The 22,147-nt window shown below is 35.7% G+C and carries 21 protein-coding genes and 1 tRNA gene; 4 read left to right on the top strand and 18 right to left on the bottom strand.

Going from position 1 to position 22,147, the window contains the following annotated elements; all coding sequences use genetic code 11:
• Positions 1 to 57: 57 nt before the first annotated feature.
• The 5 genes from D5J18_RS07040 to D5J18_RS07020 all read right to left on the bottom strand — a co-directional run bounded on the left by D5J18_RS07040 (position 58) and on the right by D5J18_RS07020 (position 4,592).
• Positions 58 to 864 carry a DUF2971 domain-containing protein gene (locus D5J18_RS07040; protein WP_119058303.1) on the bottom strand — a complete coding sequence of 269 codons (807 nt, stop codon included), beginning with the start codon at positions 862 to 864 and terminating at the stop codon, positions 58 to 60.
• Between the two features lie 39 nt (positions 865 to 903).
• Positions 904 to 2,400 (bottom strand): Eco57I restriction-modification methylase domain-containing protein, encoded by a 1,497-nt coding sequence (locus tag D5J18_RS07035; RefSeq protein ID WP_119058302.1) that lies wholly within the window; start codon positions 2,398 to 2,400, stop codon positions 904 to 906.
• A 2-nt stretch (positions 2,401 to 2,402) separates the two neighbouring features.
• Positions 2,403 to 3,032, bottom strand: coding sequence for a DNA methyltransferase family protein (locus tag D5J18_RS07030; RefSeq protein WP_119058301.1), 630 nt, complete (start codon positions 3,030 to 3,032; stop codon positions 2,403 to 2,405).
• Positions 3,033 to 3,178: 146 nt separating this feature from the next.
• Entirely contained in the window at positions 3,179 to 3,703 is a 525-nt protein-coding gene (locus tag D5J18_RS07025; RefSeq protein ID WP_119058300.1) for a DNA methyltransferase family protein, read from the bottom strand.
• Positions 3,704 to 4,521: 818 nt separating this feature from the next.
• A tRNA-Gln gene (locus tag D5J18_RS07020) sits at positions 4,522 to 4,592 on the bottom strand.
• Between the two features lie 131 nt (positions 4,593 to 4,723).
• Here D5J18_RS07020 and D5J18_RS07015 point away from each other — a divergent pair.
• Positions 4,724 to 5,533 carry a ZIP family metal transporter gene (locus D5J18_RS07015; RefSeq protein WP_119058299.1) on the top strand — a complete coding sequence of 270 codons (810 nt, stop codon included), beginning with the start codon at positions 4,724 to 4,726 and terminating at the stop codon, positions 5,531 to 5,533.
• Positions 5,534 to 5,605: 72 nt separating this feature from the next.
• Here D5J18_RS07015 and guaA read toward each other — a convergent pair whose 3' ends face one another.
• The 6 genes from guaA to lnt all read right to left on the bottom strand — a co-directional run bounded on the left by guaA (position 5,606) and on the right by lnt (position 10,586).
• On the bottom strand, positions 5,606 to 7,138 hold the full coding sequence (gene guaA / locus D5J18_RS07010) for a glutamine-hydrolyzing GMP synthase (protein ID WP_119058298.1): 1,533 nt from the start codon (positions 7,136 to 7,138) through the stop codon (positions 5,606 to 5,608).
• The gene (ftsY, locus tag D5J18_RS07005; protein ID WP_119058297.1) at positions 7,128 to 8,105 is read right to left on the bottom strand and encodes a signal recognition particle-docking protein FtsY; all 978 of its coding nucleotides are present in this window, start codon (positions 8,103 to 8,105) and stop codon (positions 7,128 to 7,130) included. The genes guaA and ftsY overlap by 11 nt, the downstream gene beginning before the upstream one ends.
• Before the next feature lie 94 nt (positions 8,106 to 8,199).
• Positions 8,200 to 8,349, bottom strand: a complete 150-nt coding sequence (locus tag D5J18_RS07000; RefSeq protein WP_119058296.1) for a DUF4295 domain-containing protein — start codon at positions 8,347 to 8,349, stop codon at positions 8,200 to 8,202.
• An 8-nt stretch (positions 8,350 to 8,357) separates the two neighbouring features.
• Positions 8,358 to 8,540: a 50S ribosomal protein L33 gene (rpmG, locus tag D5J18_RS06995; RefSeq protein ID WP_119058295.1), complete on the bottom strand. Its 183-nt coding sequence runs from the start codon at positions 8,538 to 8,540 to the stop codon at positions 8,358 to 8,360.
• Positions 8,541 to 8,551: 11 nt separating this feature from the next.
• Positions 8,552 to 8,788 (bottom strand): 50S ribosomal protein L28, encoded by a 237-nt coding sequence (gene rpmB / locus D5J18_RS06990; RefSeq protein WP_119058294.1) that lies wholly within the window; start codon positions 8,786 to 8,788, stop codon positions 8,552 to 8,554.
• A 136-nt stretch (positions 8,789 to 8,924) separates the two neighbouring features.
• Complete coding sequence (lnt, locus tag D5J18_RS06985; protein WP_119058293.1) at positions 8,925 to 10,586, bottom strand: apolipoprotein N-acyltransferase; 1,662 nt, start codon at positions 10,584 to 10,586, stop codon at positions 8,925 to 8,927.
• A 167-nt stretch (positions 10,587 to 10,753) separates the two neighbouring features.
• Here lnt and D5J18_RS06980 point away from each other — a divergent pair, with 167 nt between their 5' ends.
• Genes D5J18_RS06980 through D5J18_RS06970 form a run of 3 tightly spaced genes read left to right on the top strand, consistent with a single transcriptional unit; the run spans position 10,754 to position 13,124 of the window.
• Positions 10,754 to 11,452: a CDP-alcohol phosphatidyltransferase family protein gene (locus D5J18_RS06980; protein WP_119058292.1), complete on the top strand. Its 699-nt coding sequence runs from the start codon at positions 10,754 to 10,756 to the stop codon at positions 11,450 to 11,452.
• On the top strand, positions 11,440 to 12,213 hold the full coding sequence (locus tag D5J18_RS06975; protein WP_119058291.1) for a 3'-5' exonuclease: 774 nt from the start codon (positions 11,440 to 11,442) through the stop codon (positions 12,211 to 12,213). Before D5J18_RS06980 ends, D5J18_RS06975 begins: the two co-directional genes overlap by 13 nt.
• Positions 12,210 to 13,124, top strand: a complete 915-nt coding sequence (locus tag D5J18_RS06970; RefSeq protein ID WP_119058290.1) for a dimethylarginine dimethylaminohydrolase family protein — start codon at positions 12,210 to 12,212, stop codon at positions 13,122 to 13,124. Before D5J18_RS06975 ends, D5J18_RS06970 begins: the two co-directional genes overlap by 4 nt.
• An 88-nt stretch (positions 13,125 to 13,212) precedes the next feature.
• On the opposite strand, the gene D5J18_RS06965 is transcribed toward D5J18_RS06970, so the two are convergent.
• From D5J18_RS06965 to ileS, 7 genes are all read right to left on the bottom strand, one after another.
• Positions 13,213 to 14,493, bottom strand: a complete 1,281-nt coding sequence (locus D5J18_RS06965; protein WP_119058289.1) for a Glu/Leu/Phe/Val family dehydrogenase — start codon at positions 14,491 to 14,493, stop codon at positions 13,213 to 13,215.
• A 157-nt stretch (positions 14,494 to 14,650) separates the two neighbouring features.
• Entirely contained in the window at positions 14,651 to 16,102 is a 1,452-nt protein-coding gene (gene sufB / locus D5J18_RS06960) for a Fe-S cluster assembly protein SufB (RefSeq protein WP_119058288.1), read from the bottom strand.
• 58 nt (positions 16,103 to 16,160) lie between these two features.
• Complete coding sequence (locus D5J18_RS06955; RefSeq protein WP_119058287.1) at positions 16,161 to 16,490, bottom strand: HesB/IscA family protein; 330 nt, start codon at positions 16,488 to 16,490, stop codon at positions 16,161 to 16,163.
• Between the two features lie 118 nt (positions 16,491 to 16,608).
• On the bottom strand, positions 16,609 to 17,592 hold the full coding sequence (gene trpS, locus D5J18_RS06950) for a tryptophan--tRNA ligase (protein WP_119058286.1): 984 nt from the start codon (positions 17,590 to 17,592) through the stop codon (positions 16,609 to 16,611).
• 27 nt (positions 17,593 to 17,619) lie between these two features.
• The gene (locus D5J18_RS06945; protein ID WP_119058285.1) at positions 17,620 to 18,249 is read right to left on the bottom strand and encodes a lipoprotein signal peptidase; all 630 of its coding nucleotides are present in this window, start codon (positions 18,247 to 18,249) and stop codon (positions 17,620 to 17,622) included.
• Between the two features lie 14 nt (positions 18,250 to 18,263).
• Positions 18,264 to 18,641 (bottom strand): TraR/DksA family transcriptional regulator, encoded by a 378-nt coding sequence (locus D5J18_RS06940; RefSeq protein WP_119058284.1) that lies wholly within the window; start codon positions 18,639 to 18,641, stop codon positions 18,264 to 18,266.
• A 2-nt stretch (positions 18,642 to 18,643) separates the two neighbouring features.
• On the bottom strand, positions 18,644 to 22,036 hold the full coding sequence (gene ileS, locus D5J18_RS06935) for an isoleucine--tRNA ligase (protein WP_119058583.1): 3,393 nt from the start codon (positions 22,034 to 22,036) through the stop codon (positions 18,644 to 18,646).
• Positions 22,037 to 22,147 lie beyond the last annotated feature (111 nt).

Raw genomic sequence — 22,147 nt, 5'->3', positions numbered from 1 at the left:
ATTAAGTAGTTTAATTTCTATATTTTTAATATTTTACTTGGTTATAAATAAAACACTTTATATAGGTTTTATATCTAATACAGATTTTTTATTATTTTTATATACTTTGAAAAAAGTGACATTTTCAAAATTTTTATTGGTTATACTTTTTATCTCTTCTATATTTTTTGCTTCTGCATTCATACCAAAAACAATTTCTGATATTGTATTTTCATTTAATTTAATTTTTTTATTACTAAAATCGGTTTTTAAAATTCTAATTTCTTTTTCATAACTCCATTCGGGAGATTTCGTAAAAAATAAATTTTGATAACTATATACATCTTCTGTATTCCCAAAAGGAAATTTTACAGATTCTTCAGTGTATTTAATACGACTTATTGTCCCGCCAACTATTTTTTGTAACTCATTTAAATTAAATCCTATTGCTATTCCTTCGTGATTCTTTCCATAATGAGCCCACATAGGCGTAATAGTAGCGCTTTCACTTAAAGACATGATACCATATATACTATTTACAAATTCTATTTGATATTTTAACATTGATTTCCAATCTTTTCCTGACTGAAAATTTCTATACATTTCATCAATTTTCTTTTTAGTTAAATTATCATACTTAAAAGGATTACTTTTTCTTAATCCTTTTTTATATGTTTTTTTGTCGATTCCTGATTTATCAAACATAAATGGGCGCTTTCCATCAAAAGGGTCATTAAGACTTTCAAAAGAGGGAAAAAACAACTCTTGATTAGTAATTATTTTTTTATGATACTCGTTATTCCAATCTCTGTACTTATATACTGTTTCAGGAAAATATTCATTAAAATCAGTGGAGTTATTTATCGGGTTTACTATATCTTCCATATTCTTCTCTTTCCATATTTCTTTATTTTTTTATTAAATTTACTCCATAGGTCTCACCATTTTTTCTATGTAGGCGATTTCTTCTTTTGTTAAACCATATTTTTTATAGAGTTCTTCGTCTGTCCATTCTTTTGTAAAATCTTGTATGGGGACAAATTGGTAAACTCCTTTCATTCCATCTTGTGTATTTTTAATCAATAAAACTAGAAATCTAAAAAATCGTGTTTTAATGTAAGAAATTACATTTTCACATCTTTCTTTGTTAGCAAAAGGACCTATCACTAAATAAGTTTGAGTACAACAAGAATTAGGTTCTGCATAGATAGGTTTTACCCAATCTACCTGCATGTTACCTGAACCTACTGCTTTAGGTACAATAATTTTATGAGCATCTACCCAATGTTTATTTTTTATGTCTAAATTATTACTAATATAACCAACATAATTATTTCCATAAACTTTAATAGCATTATCAAAAGGTTCCTTTTTATAAGCTTTAAAGGAAGATAATAATCCAAAAGGTGTTTGAACACTTGCAAATTCACTAAAACTTTTTTCTTTGAAATTACTTATTTTATGATAAATACTAATAGCTTGATTATCCCTTATAAAAGTATCTGCCCCTTCTTCTTTGAGCGGTCTTGTCATCTCAGATATAATCTCTCCTTTTTCATAAGTTTTGATGAGACAATCGCCATTGTAATCCCTATCCCAAAGAAAATAATTGATTCCTCCTTTTACTTCAACTCCTGAAAAAATATCAGAAGCATTAGGGTAATCATGAATTTCTTTCAATCTTTTATCATTGAGCATTTCATCACGAAAATCATTCAATCCTCTTCCTCCTGCAAACCAACGGCTTGGTACAATCATGCACAAATAACGAGGATTAAGTTTTTTAGCTTGTTGGATAAATTTATGATAGATAGGAATAGCAAAATTTTTCTTATCAACTCCTACATTTAATTGATAAGGCGGGTTTCCTATAATGACATTAAAGTTCATGTTTTCATAAGGGTTTTTATCGTGTATAAAGGCGTAGGCGTGTTGTGACAGTCCTTCTCTTTTTTCATCTCCAAAGGCTTTTTTATTCACACCACAGTAAGTACATTTCCCTGCTTTGTCCCATGTATGGGAGATTTCCTCAAAGTAGATATTACCACTCTCATCAGGGAATTCAGTTACAGAGTGTTTACCATCAGCACGGGTAGAGCAGTAGAGACTACGGCGACTCAGATAAGCAGTAAGCTCTGTAATGCCTATTCCATACAGCTGGTGGTGCATAATATGGTCTATGCGTTCCTGCAAGTCTGGGATTTGGCTTTCTAAACCTTTCAGTAGTCTTTTGGCTATCTCTCTCAGAAATACACCAGATTTACAGAAAGGGTCTAAGAATTTAGTTTCGGGATTACTCCATAATTCATTGGGCAGGGTATCCAACATTTTATTAGCAACATCAGGAGGTGTAAAAACCTCATCGTTACTCAGATTGGCAAGGCAAGTAAGCACATCGGGATTGTATTTTTGTGCATTCATTGTTAGAAAAGATTACCGAGTTCCAAGTAATGCCTTATCACAGGTTCTTTCACTGTATGTTCCGCAAATAAAGAAACCATGCCCTGTTCTTTTCTGGACAGTTCACCATAGTCAAAATAGTTAGTGACTATTTTTTTATCATTCAGTCCAGACCAATGTGTGAAAACAATAGGCTCTCCCTCTGGCGTAGTATAGCTAAGGGCATCTCCACAGATAATATTTTGACTGATAATGAACGCAATGCTCTTCATCAGTTTCTCATAGTCTGCTTCTTTTTGGGGATAAGATTTTTTGAATTCTGTGAGAAGTCTCTCTCGGCACTCTTGGGTATTATCAGGAAGAAGCTCCACACCATAAAGACTGCCTGCTATCAGCACCAAGTAAAATCCATAATCAGATTTGTTTTTCTTGGTCTTTTTCAGCAAGGCTATTTTCCTTTGTAAAATCTCTATAAGAAAGTTACCCGTACCACATGACGGCTCTAAAAAAGTAGCAGTAAGGACTTTGTCCACTGTACCTTTTTCTAACCCTTTCCACACAAGGTCTACCATGGCTTTTACTTCTCTTTCGTTAGTAAATACCTCTCCATGGTCTGCTACCCGCTTTTTGGATTTTATCTGTCTGTCTTCCATCTAATATCCGTACAGAATAGATATCTCCTCTGTTCCTTTGGAGATGTGAATATTTTACTCAAAAAGAGCTGGAACGAGAGCATTATTCCATACAGATACAAACCCTATGGTAAAGGAAGAGACCTATTACAGCCTCCCTTTACCATTTAGTCAAAATAGTTAGTGACTATTTTTTTATCATTCAGTCCAGACCAATGTGTGAAAACAATAGGCTCTCCCTCTGGCGTAGTATAGCTAAGGGCATCTCCACAGATAATATTTTGACTGATAATGAACGCAATGCTCTTCATCAGTTTCTCATAGTCTGCTTCTTTTTGGGGATGAGATTTTTTGAATTCTGTGAGAAGTCTCTCTCGGCACTCTTGGGTATTATCAGGAAGAAGCTCCACACCATAAAGACTGCCTGCTATCAGCACCAAGTAAAATCCATAATCAGATTTGTTTTTCTTGGTCTTTTTCAGCAAGGCTATTTTCCTTTGTAAAATCTCTATAAGAAAGTTACCCGTACCACATGACGGCTCTAAAAAAGTAGCAGTAAGGACTTTGTCCACTGTACCTTTTTCTAACCCTTTCCACACAAGGTCTACCATGGCTTTTACTTCTCTTTCGTTAGTAAATACCTCTCCATGGTCTGCTACCCGCTTTTTGGATTTTATCTGTCTGTCTTCCATCTAATATCCGTACAGAATAGATATCTCCTCTGTTCCTTTGGAGATGTGAATATTTTACTCAAAAAGAGCTGGAACGAGAGCATTATTCCATACAGATACAAACCCTATGGTAAAGGAAGAGACCTATTACAGCCTCCCTTTACCATTTTAGGCTAACTTATTCTGCATTTGTTGTTTAAAATTTGGTAGATCTCTTGCAACAGAATAAAGCTAACTCTTTTTATGTCAATAATATGTTGCAATAAAAAAGCACGGATATCAATCTATCTGTTGCAAGAGGTTCTACCAAAACCTAACAAATACAGATAGTCTCAACCCATGCCTATACGGTATGAGCATTAGACCTCTTAGTTCTGTATTTGTTGTTTGAAATTTGGTAGATTCCTTGACAACAGAACAAAAGCCAACGCTTTATTTATCGTTAAAATCTTTGCGAAGATAAGGATGTTTTTCTCAATATTTAAATTTTTTCAACAAGCATTTTTGTTTTAAGATAAAAATAGAGGTTAGTGTCTCCTTACTATACCTCTTCTGCATATGTGAAATGTGATTTTTTTTGTATCCCCCTTTTAATAGTTAGTTTTTATTTTAAAACTCATCGGGTAGAAAATTAGGATTTTACTTTTGTAATTAATTATTTAAGAGGGAATTCTTTAGAAAATAAATATTTTCCACAAAGAAAGATTCGTTATCTTTTAAAGAAATTCAATATGTATAAAATTTAGAATTACCGTGACCAAAATCGTGACCAAAGCCCTAAAATCACCAAAAATAAAAAAGCAACTACTTGATTTATAAGTAGTTGCTAAAATTAAGTGTAGACCCACAGGGATTCGAACCCCGACAAGCGGCACCAAAAACCGATGTGCTACCGTTACACCATGGGTCTATTTTTGGTTCAATTGGACGGCAAATATAGATATTATTTTTTTAATTCCAAAATTTAAGTCTAAAAAAAATTATATTTTATAGTCTTGATAGAATTTCACTAACTTTACACGCTTTTTTAAAACTTATTTCATGGAAAAATTGTTAGATTATAATCCTGTTTTTCTAGCTTTTCTAGCAACGCTATTCACTTGGTTTGTTACAGCCTTAGGTGCTGCTATGGTTTTTTTCTTTCGAGAAATAAATCAAAAATTTTTAAACTGCATGTTAGGTTTTGCCGCTGGAGTTATGATAGCAGCCAGCTTTTGGTCTTTGCTAAATCCTGCAATTGAAATGGCTGAAGCTAGTGGTGATATTCCCTATATTCCTGCTGTGGTTGGTTTTTTAGCGGGTGGAGGTTTTTTACTATTAATTGATAAAATTTTACCTCACTTGCACATGAGCCGAGGCAAAGAAGATGCAGAGGGTTTATCTACCAATTGGCGGCGAAGCATTCTTTTAGTTTTAGCCATTACGCTACACAACATCCCTGAAGGATTAGCTGTGGGCGTAGCTTTTGGCGTTTTAGCTGAAGAGCCAAGCATTGGTGCATTAATGGGGGCTACCGCACTAGCTGTGGGGATTGGTTTACAAAACTTCCCAGAGGGGGCTGCCGTTTCAGTTCCTTTGAGAAGAGAAGGCTTCTCTCGCTTAAAAGCCTTTCATTATGGTCAAATTTCTGGCGTTGTAGAACCTGTTTTTGGTGTTTTAGGAGCCTTGCTGGTTTTGTGGGTCACTCCTATTTTACCCTACGCTTTGTCATTCGCAGCAGGTGCCATGATTTTTGTGACCATCGAAGAATTAATCCCTGAATCTCAGCGCGGAAACGAGACTGACTACTCTACCATTGGTGCCATGTTTGGTTTTGCTATTATGATGTTACTCGATGTAGCTTTAGGCTAATTTTTCTAAGCCTTAAAAAATTTTCTAAGGCTTAAAAAAATTAGTTTATCATGAAAAAAGTTAAATTCCTTTTTATTCCCACTCAATTGTTGCGGGCGGTTTTGAAGAAATATCATAAGCTACACGATTGATTCCTTTTACCTCATTGATTATTCGGCTAGAAACATTTTCTAATAACTCATAAGGAAGTTTAGACCAAGTTGCTGACATGAAGTCTACAGTATCAGCACTTCTCACCACGGCAGTGTATTCATAAGTTCGCTCATCCCCCATGACTCCCACTGACTTCACTGGTAAAAGAACAACAAAAGCTTGATTTACCTTATCATACCAATCTGCGTTTCGCAATTCTTCTATAAGAATATGATCAGCTTTTTGCAATATCTCGACTTTATCTGGTGTTACTTCACCCAAAATCCTGATCCCCAATCCTGGGCCAGGGAATGGATGCCGATAAACTAGTTCATGCGGGATTCCTAGTTCCAAACCTACTTTTCGCACTTCATCTTTAAATAATTCTCGCAACGGCTCTAGCAGTTTCAAATTCATTTCCTTAGGCAGGCCGCCTACGTTGTGATGTGATTTAATGACTGCCGAAGGGCCTTTAATCGACTGAGATTCTATCACATCTGGGTAAATGGTTCCTTGCGCTAAAAAAGCTGCGCCTTCGATTTTAGATGATTCTTCATCAAATACAGCTATAAACTCGTGTCCAATAATTTTTCTTTTTTCTTCTGGGTCTGAAACGCCTTCTAATTTCTTAAAAAATCTTTCTTTGGCATCAATTTTTATGATATTAATATCAAAATATTCTCCATAGCTTTGCATCACCATTTCAGCTTCTTTCCACCTCAGCAAGCCAGTGTCTACAAAAATGCATGTGAGCTGATCTCCAATTGCACGGTGAATTAAAACAGCTGCTACAGAGGAGTCTACACCGCCCGATAAGCCTAAAATCACTTTTTTATCACCTACTTTATCTCGGATTTTTTGAATTTCTTCATCAAGAAAATTAGTTAACTTCCAATTTTTTAAAGCTTCGCAAACTTTAAAAACGAAATTTTCTAAAATCTTGCTTCCTTCTTCACTATGAGAAACTTCTGGGTGAAATTGCAGGGCATAGATTTTTTTCTCTTCATCAAAAAATGAAGCGATTTCGGCTGAACTTTTCCCACCAATCTCAAAACCATAAGGCACCTGCACAACTTCATCAAAATGACTCATCCATACGATAGATTCCTCACTTATATTTTCAAAAATTTTACAAGGCTTTAAAATTTTGAATTTAGATTTCCCGTATTCTCCTTTGACTCCTTTTTCTACTTTCCCACCCAAAAGATGAGCCGTCAACTGCATCCCATAGCAAATCCCCAAAATGGGAATGTTTAAATTAAAAATATTTGGGTCTATACTAATTGCGTTTTCTGCAAAAACGGAAGAGGGCCCCCCACTCAAGATAATGCCTATCGGTTGATAGGATTTTAGCTCATCTATGCTAATGTTGCAAGGGACAACTTCTGCGTAAACGCCCATATCTCTGACTCGACGAGCAATGAGCTGATTGTACTGCGAACCAAAATCTAATACAAGAATACTATTTTTCATCTTCATTTTTTTTAAAAAAACTATCTACAAACTCTGCTTTATTAAACACTTGTAAATCTTCTACTTTTTCTCCTACGCCTATGTATTTGACGGGGATATTGAATTGATCTGAAATTCCAATGACTACCCCCCCCTTCGCTGTTCCATCTAATTTTGTAATAGCTAGTGAGTCTACTTCTGTTGCTTGTGTAAATTGTTTTGCTTGCTCAAAGGCATTCTGGCCAGTGGAGCCATCTAAAACCAAAAGAACCTCGTGAGGCGCATCTGGAATAACTTTTTGCATAACTCTTTTAATTTTAGAAAGTTCATTCATCAAATTAATTTTATTGTGCAATCGCCCAGCGGTGTCTAACAAAACAACATTTGCCCCTTGTGCTTTGGCTGATTGTACTGTGTCAAATGCTACTGATGCTGGGTCTGATCCCATGGCTTGTTTAATGATCGGGACATCTACTCTATCTGCCCAAATTTGTATTTGATCTACTGCCGCTGCACGGAAAGTGTCCCCTGCGCCTATCACAACTTTTTTTCCTAAATTTTTAAATTGATTGGCTAGTTTACCAATCGTCGTTGTTTTCCCTACGCCATTCACGCCTACAACCATGATGACATGTGGGTTCCCATCAGGATGTGTTGGAAGATTTAAGTTTTCAAAATCTTCTGTTTTATTCTCTGAGAGGAGAGCCATGATTTCTTCTCTCAAAATTTTATCTAACTCTGCACTATTTACATATTTGTCTCGAGCCACTCTTTCTTCAATTCTTTCAATAATTTTGATGGTTGTATTTACTCCCACATCAGAAGTAATGAGAATCTCTTCTAAATTATCTAAAACTTCTTCATCAACCTTAGATTTTCCGACTACAGCACGGCTCATTTTATCAAAAAATGATGTTTTTGATTTCTCTAAGCCTTTATTTAATGTTTCTTTTTTTTCGGTACTGAAAACTTTTTTAAACCAACTCATTTTATCTAAATTATCTAAATTGCTAGGTAGAAAGTATAAAAATAAAAAGTCGTTGCATAATTTGCAACGACTTTTTTAAATATGTCTTTCAAAATCATTTTTTTAAGAAACTATCTACATCATCAGCGCCTAAAACCTTTTCTTCAAATACATAAGCTCCAGACTTTGGCGATTTCACCATTTTGATTACTTTGGTTAATTTTTTTGAACCTGTTTGTAAAGTCGCAACTGTTTTCTTTGCCATAACTAAATTTATTTAATTTCTTTATGCACCGTATATTTCTTCAAGATAGGATTAAATTTCTTCAATTCTAATCTATCTGGTGTGTTTTTTTTATTCTTTGTTGTAATATATCTTGATATTCCTTTTGCTCCACTGTCTTTGTGTTCAGTGCATTCTAATATCACCTGTACTCTATTGCCTTTTTTCGCCATAACTTTAAATATTATTTAATAAGCCCTTCTTTTTTTGAACGCTCTAAAGCTTCTTCTATTCCGATTTTATTAATCGTTTTCAAACCTTGAGCACAAACATTTAACGTTACCCACTTATCTTCTGAAGGTACATAAAATCTCTTTTTCATTAAGTTGATATGAAACCTTCTTTTGGTTTTATTATTCGCATGAGATACATGGTTTCCCACCATCGCTTTCTTTCCTGTAATTTGACAAACTCGTGACATATTCTTTTTCGTTTAAAACGGAGTGCAAATTAACGATAAATATTTGAGTTACACAAATACTTTTTTAATTATTTATTTTTCTATTCCACTTAACTTCCTCTCTTTGTTCAAAAGTCAATAAGCTATTTCTGTATTTTTATTTCGATTTACCATGATTTAATCTTTTCCCTATTAAATATAAAAGGTCATAACCCAATAAAATACCTAAAAACAACAAGACTACCCGGGCTATAGCATCGCCAAAGGTACTATAATATGTATTATTTTCGTTTAATTTAACTTTTCCTGCTAAAGCCCCTGCTGAACCGTAATCTAGCTGGTGGGCGATATCGCCTCGCTGATTGATAATGGCGGAAACGCCGCTGTTTGCCGCACGCACTACGTATCTTCTATTTTCTATCGCGCGTAGTTTGGCATACGCTAGCAACTGGCGATGCCCTTGGCTATTGCCCCACCAAGAATCATTGGTAGATACGCTGATTAAATTCGCTCCTTCTTTCACAAATTTCGAAACAAATTCTCCAAAAATTGATTCATAGCAAACCAGCGGAGCAATTTTTGCTTTGTTCTTAGAATTCTCAAAAACTTCAGGCGAATTTTGCGTCGTCAGAGAATAAACTCCTCCTCCAAAATTTAACATTACATTACCCAGCAAAGGTTTTAAAAAAGCTGAATACGGAAAAAGCTCTACACCCACCACCAATTTTGACTTTTTGTAAACGGGGTATTCATTCGCTCCATTTTCTATCTGCAAAACAGCATTGCTCGGGTTTGCCCAAGCATCATTCCCTAACGGAATGCTTCGCTCATTGGGTTGATTTTTCTGATGGTGAAATTTAGTCATATCAACTCCAGCCAAAATAACTTTTTGTGGATTTTGACTCAAAAACTCCTCAAACATCTGTACACCTAAATTTTGAGCAATGGCATCGTAATCTATACTCCCCTTGCCTGGGAAAGATGTCTCTGGCGTTATGAGGATGCTTGCAGGTTTCAAATCTTCTTTTCCCATCAGTGAAATCATCTGCCCTACTATTTCAGCTTCAGGCAAATTGTATTTCTCTGTGTACGGATTAAGTTTTGGCTGAATCAAGCCTACATATTCCTCCGCTCCTTTTTCTTTGTAATTTTGATAAATTAATAAAGAAATCAATAACGGGAAAGCGATTGCCAAAACTGAAACTAAACCAAAAACAAGAGATCGTCTCCTCTGGTGATTGAGAAAAAAATGAAGGCTTAGAAAAATTAAAATATTAACACATAAAACCCAAAACGTCCCACCAAAACTCCCCGTATACTCATACCATTGAATCCACTGATGGTATGTCGCAAAACCATTACCTAAATTCAACCATGGCCAAGCAAAATCCCAATTGAGGTGCATTTTTTCTAACCCAAACCATGCACAAATAAAAAATAAATAACCATAAAAGTTCCCGTGCCTTTGCCTAATTTTATGATAATACAAAAACGCCAAACTCATCAATAGCGTGTTCACAACACTGGCAAATCCAAAGGCAAACCAAGCCTGCCCTAGTTCTGCCTGGGTTGGGTTTTCTTGTGGATGTGCTTTACTTAGCCAGAAATAAGTGAAAAAATTCCAAATGAAAAAAGCGATAAATGAAAGTGTGAAAATTTTCCAAGCCTTATTTTTTATTTCTTTGATGATGCTAAATTGATCTTCAATCAAAAGCAATGGCACAAAAGAAAAAAAAAGAAAAATAGGAAACCCGTACGTGGGCCACGATACGACAAACAATAAACCTGAAATAAGACTCAGTAGATAGGCTCTATACATTTTTTTTAAGGCTTAAAAAATTTTTGATAAAATTAATGAATTACTTAGATCCAAAGCAATTTTTATAGAATTTTAAGAGGCTTCTCTGATTTCATGAGTTTACATTAAGCTTTATATTCAAAAAAATTATACGTTTTATTTATTCAATTCCACTATCTTCGTAAGCTATGAAATTTCGTCAACACATCCCAAATTCCATCACTCTAGGAAATTTAATTCTCGGGTGCTTAGCCATTTATTTTTTATTGGTTTATCAGCAACCTCAGCAAGCTTTTTGGTTCATTTATTTAGCTTTAATCGGTGATTTTTTAGATGGATGGATTGCTCGGAAATTAGGCGTTTCGTCTTCACTTGGCAAGGATTTAGATAGCTTGGCAGATGGCGTCACTTTTGGTGTATTCCCTTCTTTTTTAATTTTGCACTGCTTCACAAAATTCTCTGATTTTGAAGGCTTTAAATTTATAAGTTTAGCCATTGCAGCGGCAAGTATTTATCGTTTAGCGAATTTCAACCAAGCTGGCACACCCAAAGATTATTTTCTTGGCTTAGCGACACCTGCCAATACATTTTTCGCTATCGGGATTTTCTATTGGTGCAGTTCCGCGTCGTTTAGCCCATTGGTTAACGGAATTATTTTGATCATCTATAGTTCACTTTCTTGGTTCTTACTAAACGCCAAAATCCCTTTATTTTCATTTAAAAATTTAAAGAAACCTTTTTTTAACAATGTTCATATTTTGATTTTCTTTTTTCTAAGCCTTATTATTTTTCTTCTTTTACGAGAATTAGCCATAGCTCCTATCATTATTATTTATATTTTGTTATCTTTAACTTTAAAAAAACATTTTAATCTATGCGAAAATTAAACCTGAATAAACCTCTTTGCTTTTTTGATTTAGAAACAACGGGAGTCAATGTAAGTAAAGATAAAATTGTAGAAATTTCAATTCTAAAAGTTTTCCCTTCAGGTAATCAAGAAAGTTACACCTGGCTGGTCAATCCAGGGATTCCTATTCCAGCAGAAACCACCGCCATTCATGGCATCTCAGATGAAGATGTGGCAGATCAGCCTGACTTTAAAACCTTGGCTCCACGCATAGTCGAACTACTGAAAGACAGTGACATTGCAGGGTTTAACAGTAATCGCTTTGATATTCCACTGCTGGCGGAGGAACTTTTACGCGCCGAGCAAGATTTGGATTTGAAGAAATGCCGACCAGTCGATGTGCAAGTGATTTTTCATAAGATGGAACCTCGCACGCTCTCTGCGGCTTATTCTTTCTATTGCCATAAAGAATTAGAGAACGCCCACTCTGCCGAGGCAGATACTAGAGCAACCTATGAAATCCTAAAAGCTCAAATCGAAAAATATGAAGGCTTAGAAAATGATTTGAAATTTCTAAGTGATTTTTCTCAACATTACAAAATGGCTGATTTTGCAGGATTCATTGGTTACGATAAAGATGGTGATGAAATTTTTAATTTTGGGAAATATAAAAATAAAAAAGTGAAAAAAGTTTTTCAAGAAGATAGAGGTTATTTCAGCTGGATTCAAAATGCTGATTTCCCTTTATATACCAAAAAAGTCTTTACAGGAATTCAACTTCAACAACTCAGCAATTTATGATTTTAAATATAAAAAATGAAACCTCTAGGCTCAAAGCTGTAGTCTTGGGAAATCCGTATAGTATGGGGCAAAAACCTGAACTGAAAGAAACTTTTGATGCGAAGTCTTTTTATAGCGTTTTAAATGATGACTACCCTACACAACAGGCTGTGATAGAGGAAATGAAAATCTTTGAAAATGTACTAAAAAAACATGCCGTGCAAGTTTTCAGACCCTATGAAATCGAAAATTACAATCAAATTTATGCACGAGATATTGCCTTTGTGATTGATGAAAAACTCATCATTGCTAATCTCATTGAAGATAGAAAAAAAGAATTAGAGGCTTTTGAACAAATTTTCAACTCCGTGAGTGAGAATAAAATTATTCGAGTAGCTGAAGATGAACACATTGAGGGTGGAGATGTAATTTTGTGGAATGAATTCATGTTTGTCGGAACATACAAAAAACCTGATTATCCTCATTACAAAACGGCTCGTACTAATGCTAAGGCCATTCAGATGTTAAAAACAAAATTCCCCGACAAATGGGTGATTGACATGGAATTGCATAAAAACGATAACGACCCATATGCTGGTGTTTTGCACTTAGATTGTTGCTTCCAGCCAGTAGGCAAAGACAAAGCAATCATTTACAAAGATGCATTTATCAACCCTCGAAACTATGAAACACTCATCGACCTTTTTGGGAGAAAAAACATATTTGAAATCACAAAAGACGAGTTCTTTTACATGGCTCCCAATATTTTTTCCATTGCTCCAGATGTGGTCGTTTCAGAGGAAAACTTCACACGACTCAATCGCCATATGCGAGATGAATGGGGAATTCAAGTAGAGGAAATTCCATATCAGAATATTTCTAAAATGGGTGGACTTTTACGCTGTTCTACAATGCCTTTGATTAGAGAATGATTTTTTTTTAAGCCTTAAAAAATTTATTATAAAAAAGAGGATTAATTAATGTTTAACCCTCTTTTTTATGTTTAAAATAGAAATATATTTACGGAAAGACTCCTCTTTCTTTATAAACTTTTTCTATTCTTTCTAGAGCAACAATATAAGCAGCTGTTCGGTAATCTGTTTCATATTTTTTTGCTGCTTTCTCTACTTTATCATAAGCTGTTAAAATTTTATCTTCCAATTGACTTAGGACTTCATCAATTTTCCATATTTCAGCTCTTTTATTTTGCAACCATTCAAAATATGAACCAATTACTCCTCCACTATTGCAGAGAATATCAGGAATGATAGTAATACCCTTTTCCAGCAAAATTTCTTCAGCTGCACTATCAGTCGGGCCATTAGCTCCTTCCGCTATTAGCTGAGCTTTGATGTGTTGTGCATTATCTACCGTGATTTGATTCCCGAGTGCTGCTGGGATAACGATATCGCAATCTAAACCAAAAAAATCTTCATCTTTGATTTTTTCAGCTTGAGAATAAGCATTTATACTATTTTGATTTTCTTTGCTATGTGCAGCTAAACTTTCTGGGTCGATTCCATCAGTATTAAAAATTGTACCGCTGTGGTCTTGCACAGCAATCAATTTTGCACCAGTTTCGTGCATGAAATGTGCTGCCCAATAGCCTACATTTCCAAAGCCTTGCACTATATATTTTTTACCTTTTAAGTCTACACCATTGCTCTCAGCCCATTTTTTGATGCTCGTTACAACTCCAAATCCAGTGGCTCTGTCTCTCCCTTCTAATCCACCAGAGAAAACAGGTTTTCCAGTCACTACATGAAGGTTTTTAAAACGTACTGCTGGTGCTTTACTACTTGCATACGTATCTGCAATCCAGGCCATAATTTGTGCATTGGTATTCACATCTGGTGCAGGAATATCATAATCTGGACCAATATTTTCACCCAACGCATAGGTGAATCTTCTTGTAATTCTCTCTAATTCAGAATCAGAATATTCTTTAGGATCAATTTGAATTCCTCCTTTCCCGCCCCCGTAGGGTAAACCAGCCAAAGCTGTTTTCCATGTCATCCAAGTAGCTAAAGCTTTTGCTGCATCTATATCTACCGTTGGGTGGTAGCGGAGACCTCCTTTATAGGGTCCTAGTGCATTGTTGTGCTGCACACGGTAACCAGTAAAAACCTTTACACTTCCATCATCCATTTTCACTGGGAAATGAACGATAATTTCATTTTGTGTGGTGGCTAGAATTTTTCTAACGCCAGGATCTAAATTCATTTTATCCGCAGCTTTATTAAACTCGTGCATCACATTCTCATACATTCCTGTACGTGTTTTTTCTGTAGCTCGACTCATTGTAACTATTTTCTTTTCTTCAAGTAAATATACAATTATTCTTTGTTATATAAAAACAAAATGATTTATTTTTTTACGAAATATGAAATCAAAAAGTTATTTTTTTTAAGGCTTTAGAAAAAATACAATCATTCAATTTGATTTGGTATAAATGTTTTTAGCCTACACTTCCTTCTAAGCTTATTTCTAACAATTTTTGTGCTTCTACCGCAAATTCCATCGGAAGTTTATTCAGAACCTCTCTGCTAAATCCATTGACAATCAAAGCTATGGCTTTTTCCTCATCAATCCCTCGCTGATTACAATAGAAGATTTGATCTTCGCCAATTTTAGACGTCGTCGCTTCATGCTCTAGCTGTGCCGTATCATTATTAATTTCGATGTAAGGAAATGTGTGTGCCCCACATTTATTCCCCATTAGCAAGGAATCGCATTGCGAGAAATTTCTAGCATTTTGAGCGTTTTTTCCCACTTTTACCAATCCACGATAGCTGTTTTGTGAAAATCCAGCTGAAATTCCTTTAGATATAATGGTAGAACGTGTGTTTTTCCCTAGATGAATCATCTTTGTTCCTGTATCAGCTTGTTGATAATTATTAGTTACCGCAATAGAATAAAATTCGCCCACAGCATCATCGCCTTTCAAGATACAACTCGGGTACTTCCACGTAACGGCGGATCCTGTTTCTACTTGTGTCCAGGAAACCTTTGCTTTTTTCTCTACCAAAGCGCGTTTGGTTACAAAATTATACACGCCGCCTTTCCCATCTTTCCCGCCAGGGAACCAGTTTTGAACGGTTGAATATTTTATTTCTGCATTGTCTAACGCAATTAATTCCACTACAGCGGCATGTAGCTGATTCTCATCACGTTGAGGTGCGGTACAACCTTCTAAATAAGAAACATAAGAGCCTTCATCTGCAATCACCAAGGTTCGCTCAAATTGTCCTGTGCCAGCTTGGTTAATTCTAAAATAGGTCGAGAGTTCCATGGGGCAACGCACGCCTTTAGGAATGTAACAGAATGACCCGTCACTGAAAACCGCTGAATTCAAAGCAGCATAGAAATTATCCCCTCTCGGCACTACTTTCCCTATGTATTTTTTGACTAAATCAGGGTGTTCTTGAATCGCTTCCGAAATTGACATAAATATAATGCCTTTTTCAGCTAAAGTTTCCCTGAAAGTTGTTTTTACCGAAACAGAATCTATAACAGCATCTACCGCAACGCCAGTCAATCGTTTTTGCTCTTCTAATGAAATCCCCAGTTTTTCAAAGGTCTTAAGCAACTCTGGATCGACTTCGTCTAGCGAATTCAGTTGAGGTTTCTTTTTGGGTGCTGCATAATAGCGTAAACTCTGAAAATCAGGTTTTTCATAATTCACATTTGCCCAATCGGGTTCTTCCATTTCCTTCCATATTTTATAGGCTTGTAAACGCCATTCGGTCATCCATTCTGGTTCGTTTTTCTTCTTAGAAATTGCTTTTACGATTTCCTCGCTCAGCCCGAATGGAAAATCCTCATATTCTATATCCGTACTCCAACCAAATTCATAATCCTTTCCTGATTCGAGTTCTACACGCAAATCATCTTCTGTATATTTACTCATTTTTTCTATTTTTTTAAGCCTTATTTTTTTAAAACTTAATTATTGTAGTGAATTTATTTTAAACAGCAAAACTTTCACCACAGCCGCAAGTCCTACTCGCATTTGGGTTATTAAAAACAAAACCTCTCCCATTCAAGCCTCCTGAGTATTCTAAGGTAGTCCCTACTAGGTATAGAAAAGATTTTTTATCCACCAATATTTTTACTTGATTATCTTCAAATAATTTATCATTTTCTTTTTGCTGAGAATCAAAAACCAAATTGTAAGACAATCCCGAGCAACCTCCGCTGGTAACTCCGACGCGTACAAAACTGTCTTCAAACGTTTTGTTCTCTTCTGCTAAAAGTTCTTTTATTTTTTTCCGAGCTGAATCAGAAACTTTTATCATTTAAATTCATTTTTATGCAAATCTATAAAAAAGATTATAGACATTTTATTAAATAAAATGATAAAATATTGATACCTCTATTCATTATTTTTATAATTAGATTATTTTTTAAGGCTTATTATTTTTTTTTTAGATTTAGTCCTAATTTTTCTCGAACCCGATTTAAGGTAGCATCGGCAATTTCATTCGCTCGTTCTGCTCCCAAACGCAAAGCTTCATCAATGGTGCTCTTATCTTCCATCAAGCTTGTAAATTTTTCTCTTGCTTCTGCAAACTCTTCTTTTATCAGCTCAAATAATTCTTGCTTGGCATGCCCATAGCCGTAATTTCCTGCTTCGTATTTTTTCTTCATTTCTTCTATCGCCTGCGGGGAAGCTAAAGTTTTGTAAATAGAAAAGACATGACAGGAAGACCAATCTTTAGGTTCTTCGAGCGGTGTACTATCTGTTTCGATAGACATTACTTGTTTTCTCAAAGCCTTATCTGATAAAAAAACATTGATAAAGTTACCGCGAGATTTACTCATTTTTTGTCCATCGGTACCAGGAATGTACATCGTATTTTCATTCGTCTTTCCCTTTGGTATCACAAAAGTTTCACCCATTTGGTGATTAAATCGCTGTGCCACATCTCTTGTGATTTCTAAATGCTGCATTTGATCTTTGCCCACAGGAACGATTTCTGCATCATAAATCAAAATGTCCGCTGCCATCAAAATCGGGTAAGTGAACAGCCCGCCATTTACATCGTCTAGTCGGTCTGCTTTGTCTTTGAAAGAATGCGCTAAAGTCAAACGCTGAAATGGGAAAAAGTTTAATAAATACCAAGTAAGTTCTGTAACTTGCGGCACGTCTGATTGTCTATAAAAAACGGTTTTCTCGGGGTTTAAACCTAATGCTAACCAAGCTGCTGCTGTTTGATAAGTGTTTTCCTTTAATTTCTCAGCATCTTTTATTTGTGTGAGTGAATGCAAGTCTGCGATAAAGAGAAAGCTTTCGCTTTCAGATTGATTCGCCATTTGTATAGCGGGTAAAATTGCTCCTAAAATATTGCCAAAATGTGGCGTTCCTGTCGATTGAACACCAGTTAAAACTCTACTCATAAAATTTTTTTTTAAGCCTTAAAAAATTTAATTGATTCTAAAAATTCGTTCATGAAAAAATAAAATAATCACGGCTCCGATGGTAATGGCACTGTCTGCAATATTGAATATTGGACTAAAAAAAGTGCCTTGCTTGCCACCTATTAACGGGATGCTTTCTGGTATGGAATAATCAAAGAGTGGGAAGTAAAGCATATCAACCACACAACCCTGAAAAAGTGGTGCATAGCCACTAAAATCTGCTTTTGAAACACCTGGGTAAAAGCGATTCCAATCTTGGATTTCGGGATTCCATGTGGTGCCAGTGTCAAATATCAGCCCGTAGAATGTGCTGTCTAAAACATTGCCCAGCGCACCTGCCAGTAGAAGCCCGGCAGTCCAGTTGAAAAGAGGTTTTTGCATTTTCTTGCCCTGATGTGAGATGAAATATATCATTGCAAAAATGAATACCCAGCGAGAAATGGCTAAAATAGTTTTCCCTATTGGCCCGCCCCAGTTCATTCCATAGGCCATGCCAGGGTTTTCTACAAACAATAAGTGAAACCAATCTTGAAAAATCGTAACACTTTCTCCGATTTCAAAATTGGTTTTGATGTAAAATTTAGACAATTGGTCTAGCACCACAATAACGATGGTGATTATGGTTATTTTTTTCAAAATTAAAATTTTAGTTATTGGCGATTTTTAGCTTCAATGCTCAAAGTTGCATGGGGAACTAGTTTGAGTCTTTCTTTGCTAATTAATTTCCCTGTTTCCCGACAGATTCCATAAGTTTTATTTTCAATTCGGCTCAATGCATTCCGAAGACTTCTAATGAATTTCTCTTGCCTTGCTGCCAATTGAGCGTTTTGCTCTTTGCTCATAGTTTCTGAACCTTCTTCAAAAGCCTTGAACGTGGGCGAAGTGTCATCTGTCCCATTATTTTGATTATTGATAAAAGATTCGCGTACAATTTGCAAATCATGCTCTGCTTTTTCAATTTTTTCTAGAATTAAGGCTTTAAATTCTGCTAATTCTGTATCTGAATAACGTACTTTTTCTGAACTCATTTTTATTTTTTTTCAATGGAAATCTTTACTCCAATATCGTCAATTTCAATGGAATTTCCAACATTTATATTTTTAAATTCAATCTCATCGGTTAAAGTTTCTTCGCAGATATATTCTTTATTTTTTTCTACCGTTTTTTGAAGTTTTTCGTTAGGTTCAATGAAAACTTGAATTCTATCGGTTACCTCTAGCCCAGATTCTTTCCGAATGTTTTGAATACGATTTATCAATTCCCTTGAGATTCCTTCCAAAATTAAGTTTTCATTTAATTCTGTATCTAAAGCCACTGTTAAATTTCCATCGTTGGCTACTACCCAACCTTGGATATCTTTGGTTTTCACCTCAAAATCATTTATCGGCAAAAGATGTTTTTGCCCATCTACTTCGATTTCAAATTCAGCATTTCTCTCTAATTGTTGAATATCGGCATGGCTCATTTGTGAAATAGCTTGTGCCACTGCTTTCATTTCTTTACCAAATTTAGGGCCTAAACTCTTAAAGTTTGGTTTTACTTCTTTGATTAAAATATCAGCTGCTTCATCATTGCTTATGATTTGTACCTCTTTCACATTCACTTCATGTTTTAGCAACTCTGCAATGGCATTCAGGCGTTCTTTGGTTGTTTCATCGTCAGCAGGAATCATCACTTTTTGTAATGGCTGGCGAACTTTTAGGTTTGCTTGTTTTCTCAATGAAAACAGTAAACTAGTCGAACGTTGCGCTAAATGTGTTCTTTCTTGCAGCTCTTCATCTATTGCTTCTAGATCTGCCTTTGGGAATTGAGATAAATGTACTGATGTTTCATTCCCCTCCACCGAGGTTAAATCACGGTAAAGTTGATCCATGAAAAACGGTGCAATCGGGGAAGCTAATTGAGCTATATTTTTCAGCACCTGATAAAGCGTTTGATAAGCTGAAATTTTATCCTCGGTATAGTCGCCTTTCCAGAAGCGTCTTCGATTCAAGCGCACGTACCAATTGCTCAAATTGTCATCTACAAATTCTTGAATCGCTCGAGCCACGCGTGTCGGTTCATAATCAGTATAGAATGCATCCGTTTTCTGAATCAATGAATTTAGTTCAGATAAAATCCAACGATCTAACTCTGGGCGGTTCTCTAATGGAACTTGCTCTTCTTGATTTCTGAATCCATCTACATTGGCATAAAGTGCAAAAAACGAATAGGTATTATATAGTGTCCCAAAGAATTTTCTTCTCACTTCATCAATTCCTTCTAAATCAAATTTCAAGTTTTCCCACGGTTGTGCATTAGAAATCATATACCAGCGTGTGGCATCTGGGCCATAAACAGCCAAGGTTTCGAACGGGTCTACAGCGTTGCCCAATCGTTTAGACATTTTTTGTCCGTTTTTATCTAAAACCAAACCGTTTGAAACCACGTTTTTATACGTCAAGCGATCAAAAACCAAGGTGCCAATGGCATGCAGCGTGTAAAACCAACCACGAGTTTGGTCTACGCCTTCTGCAATAAAGTCTGCGGGGGCAATTTCTTCTAGTTTCTTATCTGTATTGAACGGGTAATGCCACTGTGCATAAGGCATCGCTCCAGAGTCAAACCAGACATCAATCAAGTCACTTTCTCGCTTCATTGGCTTGCCTGAATTTGAAATCAGCGTGATATTATCTACAATATTTTTGTGCAAATCTATTTTTTCATAATTTTCTTCTGAAAAATCATTCGGAACAAAATTTTCAAAAGGATTATTTTTTTGCACTCCTGCTTTTTGTGCTTTTTCGATTTCAATCATCAGCTGAGCTACTGAACCGATAATAATTTCTTCTTTCCCGTCTTCTGTTCGCCAAATCGGTAACGGAATTCCCCAGTATCTAGAGCGTGATAAATTCCAATCTTTTGCTTCTGCCAACCAATTACCAAATCGCCCTTCTCCAGTGGATTTCGGCTTCCAATTAATTTGATTGTTCAATTCTACCAATCGTTGTCTTTTCTCTGAAATTTTAATAAACCATGAATCTAACGGATAATATAAAACTGGCTTATCTGTTCGCCAGCAGTGGGGGTAATTGTGCTTATATTTTTCTACATGAAAGGCTTTATTTTGCTCTTTCAGTTCAATAGCAATTTCTACATCTGCAGATTTATCTGGCACTTTATCGTCCTCATAGTATTCATTTTTCACATATTTGCCAGCATATTTCTCAGGCATTGTTTCTATGAATTTTCCTTGTAAATCAACCAAGGGAACTGGGTTTTGATTCTCATCAAGCACCAGCATTGGTGGAATTTCGTTTTCTTCTGCCACTTTGGCATCGTCTGCACCAAAAGTTGGTGCTGTGTGCACAATACCTGTGCCATCCTCGGTGCTCACAAAGTCACCATGAATCACTCGAAAGGCTTTATCTGCATTCTGATACGGTTGTGCCCAAGCTAATAATTGCTCATATTTTGTCTCGAGCAAATCTGCTCCTTTAAATTCTTTAATAATTTGGTAAGGAATTTCTTTATCTCCAGCCTTATAATTATTTAAATCTGCTGTATTTTCAGCTTTTTTATAGGCTTTACCAAATTGTTTCCCGACCAAGCTTTTCGCTAAAATGACAGAAATAGGTTCAAAAGTATATTGATTGAAGGTTTCTACTAAAACATAATCGATATTTTTACCGACAGTCAATGCTGTGTTAGATGGCAGCGTCCAAGGTGTGGTAGTCCAAGCTAATAAATAAATAGAATTTTCTAAGCCTTTAAAAATTTTATTGGAATCTTTAATGACCTTGAACTGAGCAACTATCGTCGTATCTGAAACATCTTTGTATGTCCCAGGCATATTAAGCTCATGCGAGCTCAAGCCAGTCCCTGCTTTGGGTGAATAGGGCTGAATAGTATAGCCTTTGTACATCAGTCCTTTGTCATAAATTTCTTTGAGCAGCCACCACACCGATTCCATATACTTGGGTTGGTAAGTAATATAGGGATCTTCTAAATCTACCCAATAGCCAATCTTTTCTGTCAGCTCGTTCCACACATCTGTATAGCGCATCACCGCTTCTCTACAGGCTTTGTTGTAATCTTCTATAGAAATTTTGGCTCCAATATCTTCTTTGGTGATGCCTAATTCTTTTTCTACACCCAATTCCACGGGCAGCCCATGGGTGTCCCAGCCAGCTTTTCTCTTCACTTGCTTGCCTTTTAGCGTCTGGTAGCGGCAAAATATGTCTTTGACCGAACGTGCCAAAACGTGGTGTATCCCTGGCATTCCGTTGGCTGATGGAGGTCCTTCGTAGAACAAAAAAGTTTCATTCCCTTCACGGGTTTGAATGCTTTTTTCAAAGGTTTTATCCTTATTCCAAAATGAAAGTACGTCTTCTGCTACTTTCGCTAAATTTAATTCTTTGTATTCTGGGAATTTTTTCTGCATCATATTCCTTATTCAAGATTTGCGAATTTACTAAACATAAATGAACTTTAACTTGTTGTGCATTTGAAAAAAAACACAAAAAAGTTGCTCATGAAATTAAATAAACTAATT

This window comes from Candidatus Ornithobacterium hominis (genome assembly GCF_900538215.1).
In the GTDB taxonomy this organism is placed as follows: domain Bacteria; phylum Bacteroidota; class Bacteroidia; order Flavobacteriales; family Weeksellaceae; genus Ornithobacterium; species Ornithobacterium hominis.
Note: the sequence above shows the minus strand (reverse complement) of the source record. Positions and strands in the feature narration are given on the sequence as shown.

Excerpts from the sequence above, each read along its gene's own strand:
- D5J18_RS07035 (WP_119058302.1), bottom strand. The coding sequence starts at position 2,400 with ATGAATGCACAAAAATACAATCCCGATGTGCTTACTTGCCTTGCCAAT.
- trpS (WP_119058286.1), bottom strand. The coding sequence starts at position 17,592 with ATGAGTAGAGTTTTAACTGGTGTTCAATCGACAGGAACGCCACATTTT.
- lnt (WP_119058293.1), bottom strand. The coding sequence starts at position 10,586 with ATGTATAGAGCCTATCTACTGAGTCTTATTTCAGGTTTATTGTTTGTC.
- D5J18_RS06970 (WP_119058290.1), top strand. The coding sequence starts at position 12,210 with ATGATTTTAAATATAAAAAATGAAACCTCTAGGCTCAAAGCTGTAGTC.
- D5J18_RS06980 (WP_119058292.1), top strand. The coding sequence starts at position 10,754 with ATGAAATTTCGTCAACACATCCCAAATTCCATCACTCTAGGAAATTTA.
- D5J18_RS06965 (WP_119058289.1), bottom strand. The coding sequence starts at position 14,493 with ATGAGTCGAGCTACAGAAAAAACACGTACAGGAATGTATGAGAATGTG.
- D5J18_RS06975 (WP_119058291.1), top strand. The coding sequence starts at position 11,440 with ATGCGAAAATTAAACCTGAATAAACCTCTTTGCTTTTTTGATTTAGAA.
- D5J18_RS06955 (WP_119058287.1), bottom strand. The coding sequence starts at position 16,490 with ATGATAAAAGTTTCTGATTCAGCTCGGAAAAAAATAAAAGAACTTTTA.
- D5J18_RS07000 (WP_119058296.1), bottom strand. The coding sequence starts at position 8,349 with ATGGCAAAGAAAACAGTTGCGACTTTACAAACAGGTTCAAAAAAATTA.
- ftsY (WP_119058297.1), bottom strand. The coding sequence starts at position 8,105 with ATGAGTTGGTTTAAAAAAGTTTTCAGTACCGAAAAAAAAGAAACATTA.
- sufB (WP_119058288.1), bottom strand. The coding sequence starts at position 16,102 with ATGAGTAAATATACAGAAGATGATTTGCGTGTAGAACTCGAATCAGGA.
- D5J18_RS06940 (WP_119058284.1), bottom strand. The coding sequence starts at position 18,641 with ATGAGTTCAGAAAAAGTACGTTATTCAGATACAGAATTAGCAGAATTT.
- rpmG (WP_119058295.1), bottom strand. The coding sequence starts at position 8,540 with ATGGCGAAAAAAGGCAATAGAGTACAGGTGATATTAGAATGCACTGAA.
- D5J18_RS07015 (WP_119058299.1), top strand. The coding sequence starts at position 4,724 with ATGGAAAAATTGTTAGATTATAATCCTGTTTTTCTAGCTTTTCTAGCA.
- guaA (WP_119058298.1), bottom strand. The coding sequence starts at position 7,138 with ATGAAAAATAGTATTCTTGTATTAGATTTTGGTTCGCAGTACAATCAG.
- D5J18_RS07025 (WP_119058300.1), bottom strand. The coding sequence starts at position 3,703 with ATGGAAGACAGACAGATAAAATCCAAAAAGCGGGTAGCAGACCATGGA.
- rpmB (WP_119058294.1), bottom strand. The coding sequence starts at position 8,788 with ATGTCACGAGTTTGTCAAATTACAGGAAAGAAAGCGATGGTGGGAAAC.
- D5J18_RS07030 (WP_119058301.1), bottom strand. The coding sequence starts at position 3,032 with ATGGAAGACAGACAGATAAAATCCAAAAAGCGGGTAGCAGACCATGGA.
- D5J18_RS07040 (WP_119058303.1), bottom strand. The coding sequence starts at position 864 with ATGGAAGATATAGTAAACCCGATAAATAACTCCACTGATTTTAATGAA.
- ileS (WP_119058583.1), bottom strand. The coding sequence starts at position 22,036 with ATGCAGAAAAAATTCCCAGAATACAAAGAATTAAATTTAGCGAAAGTA.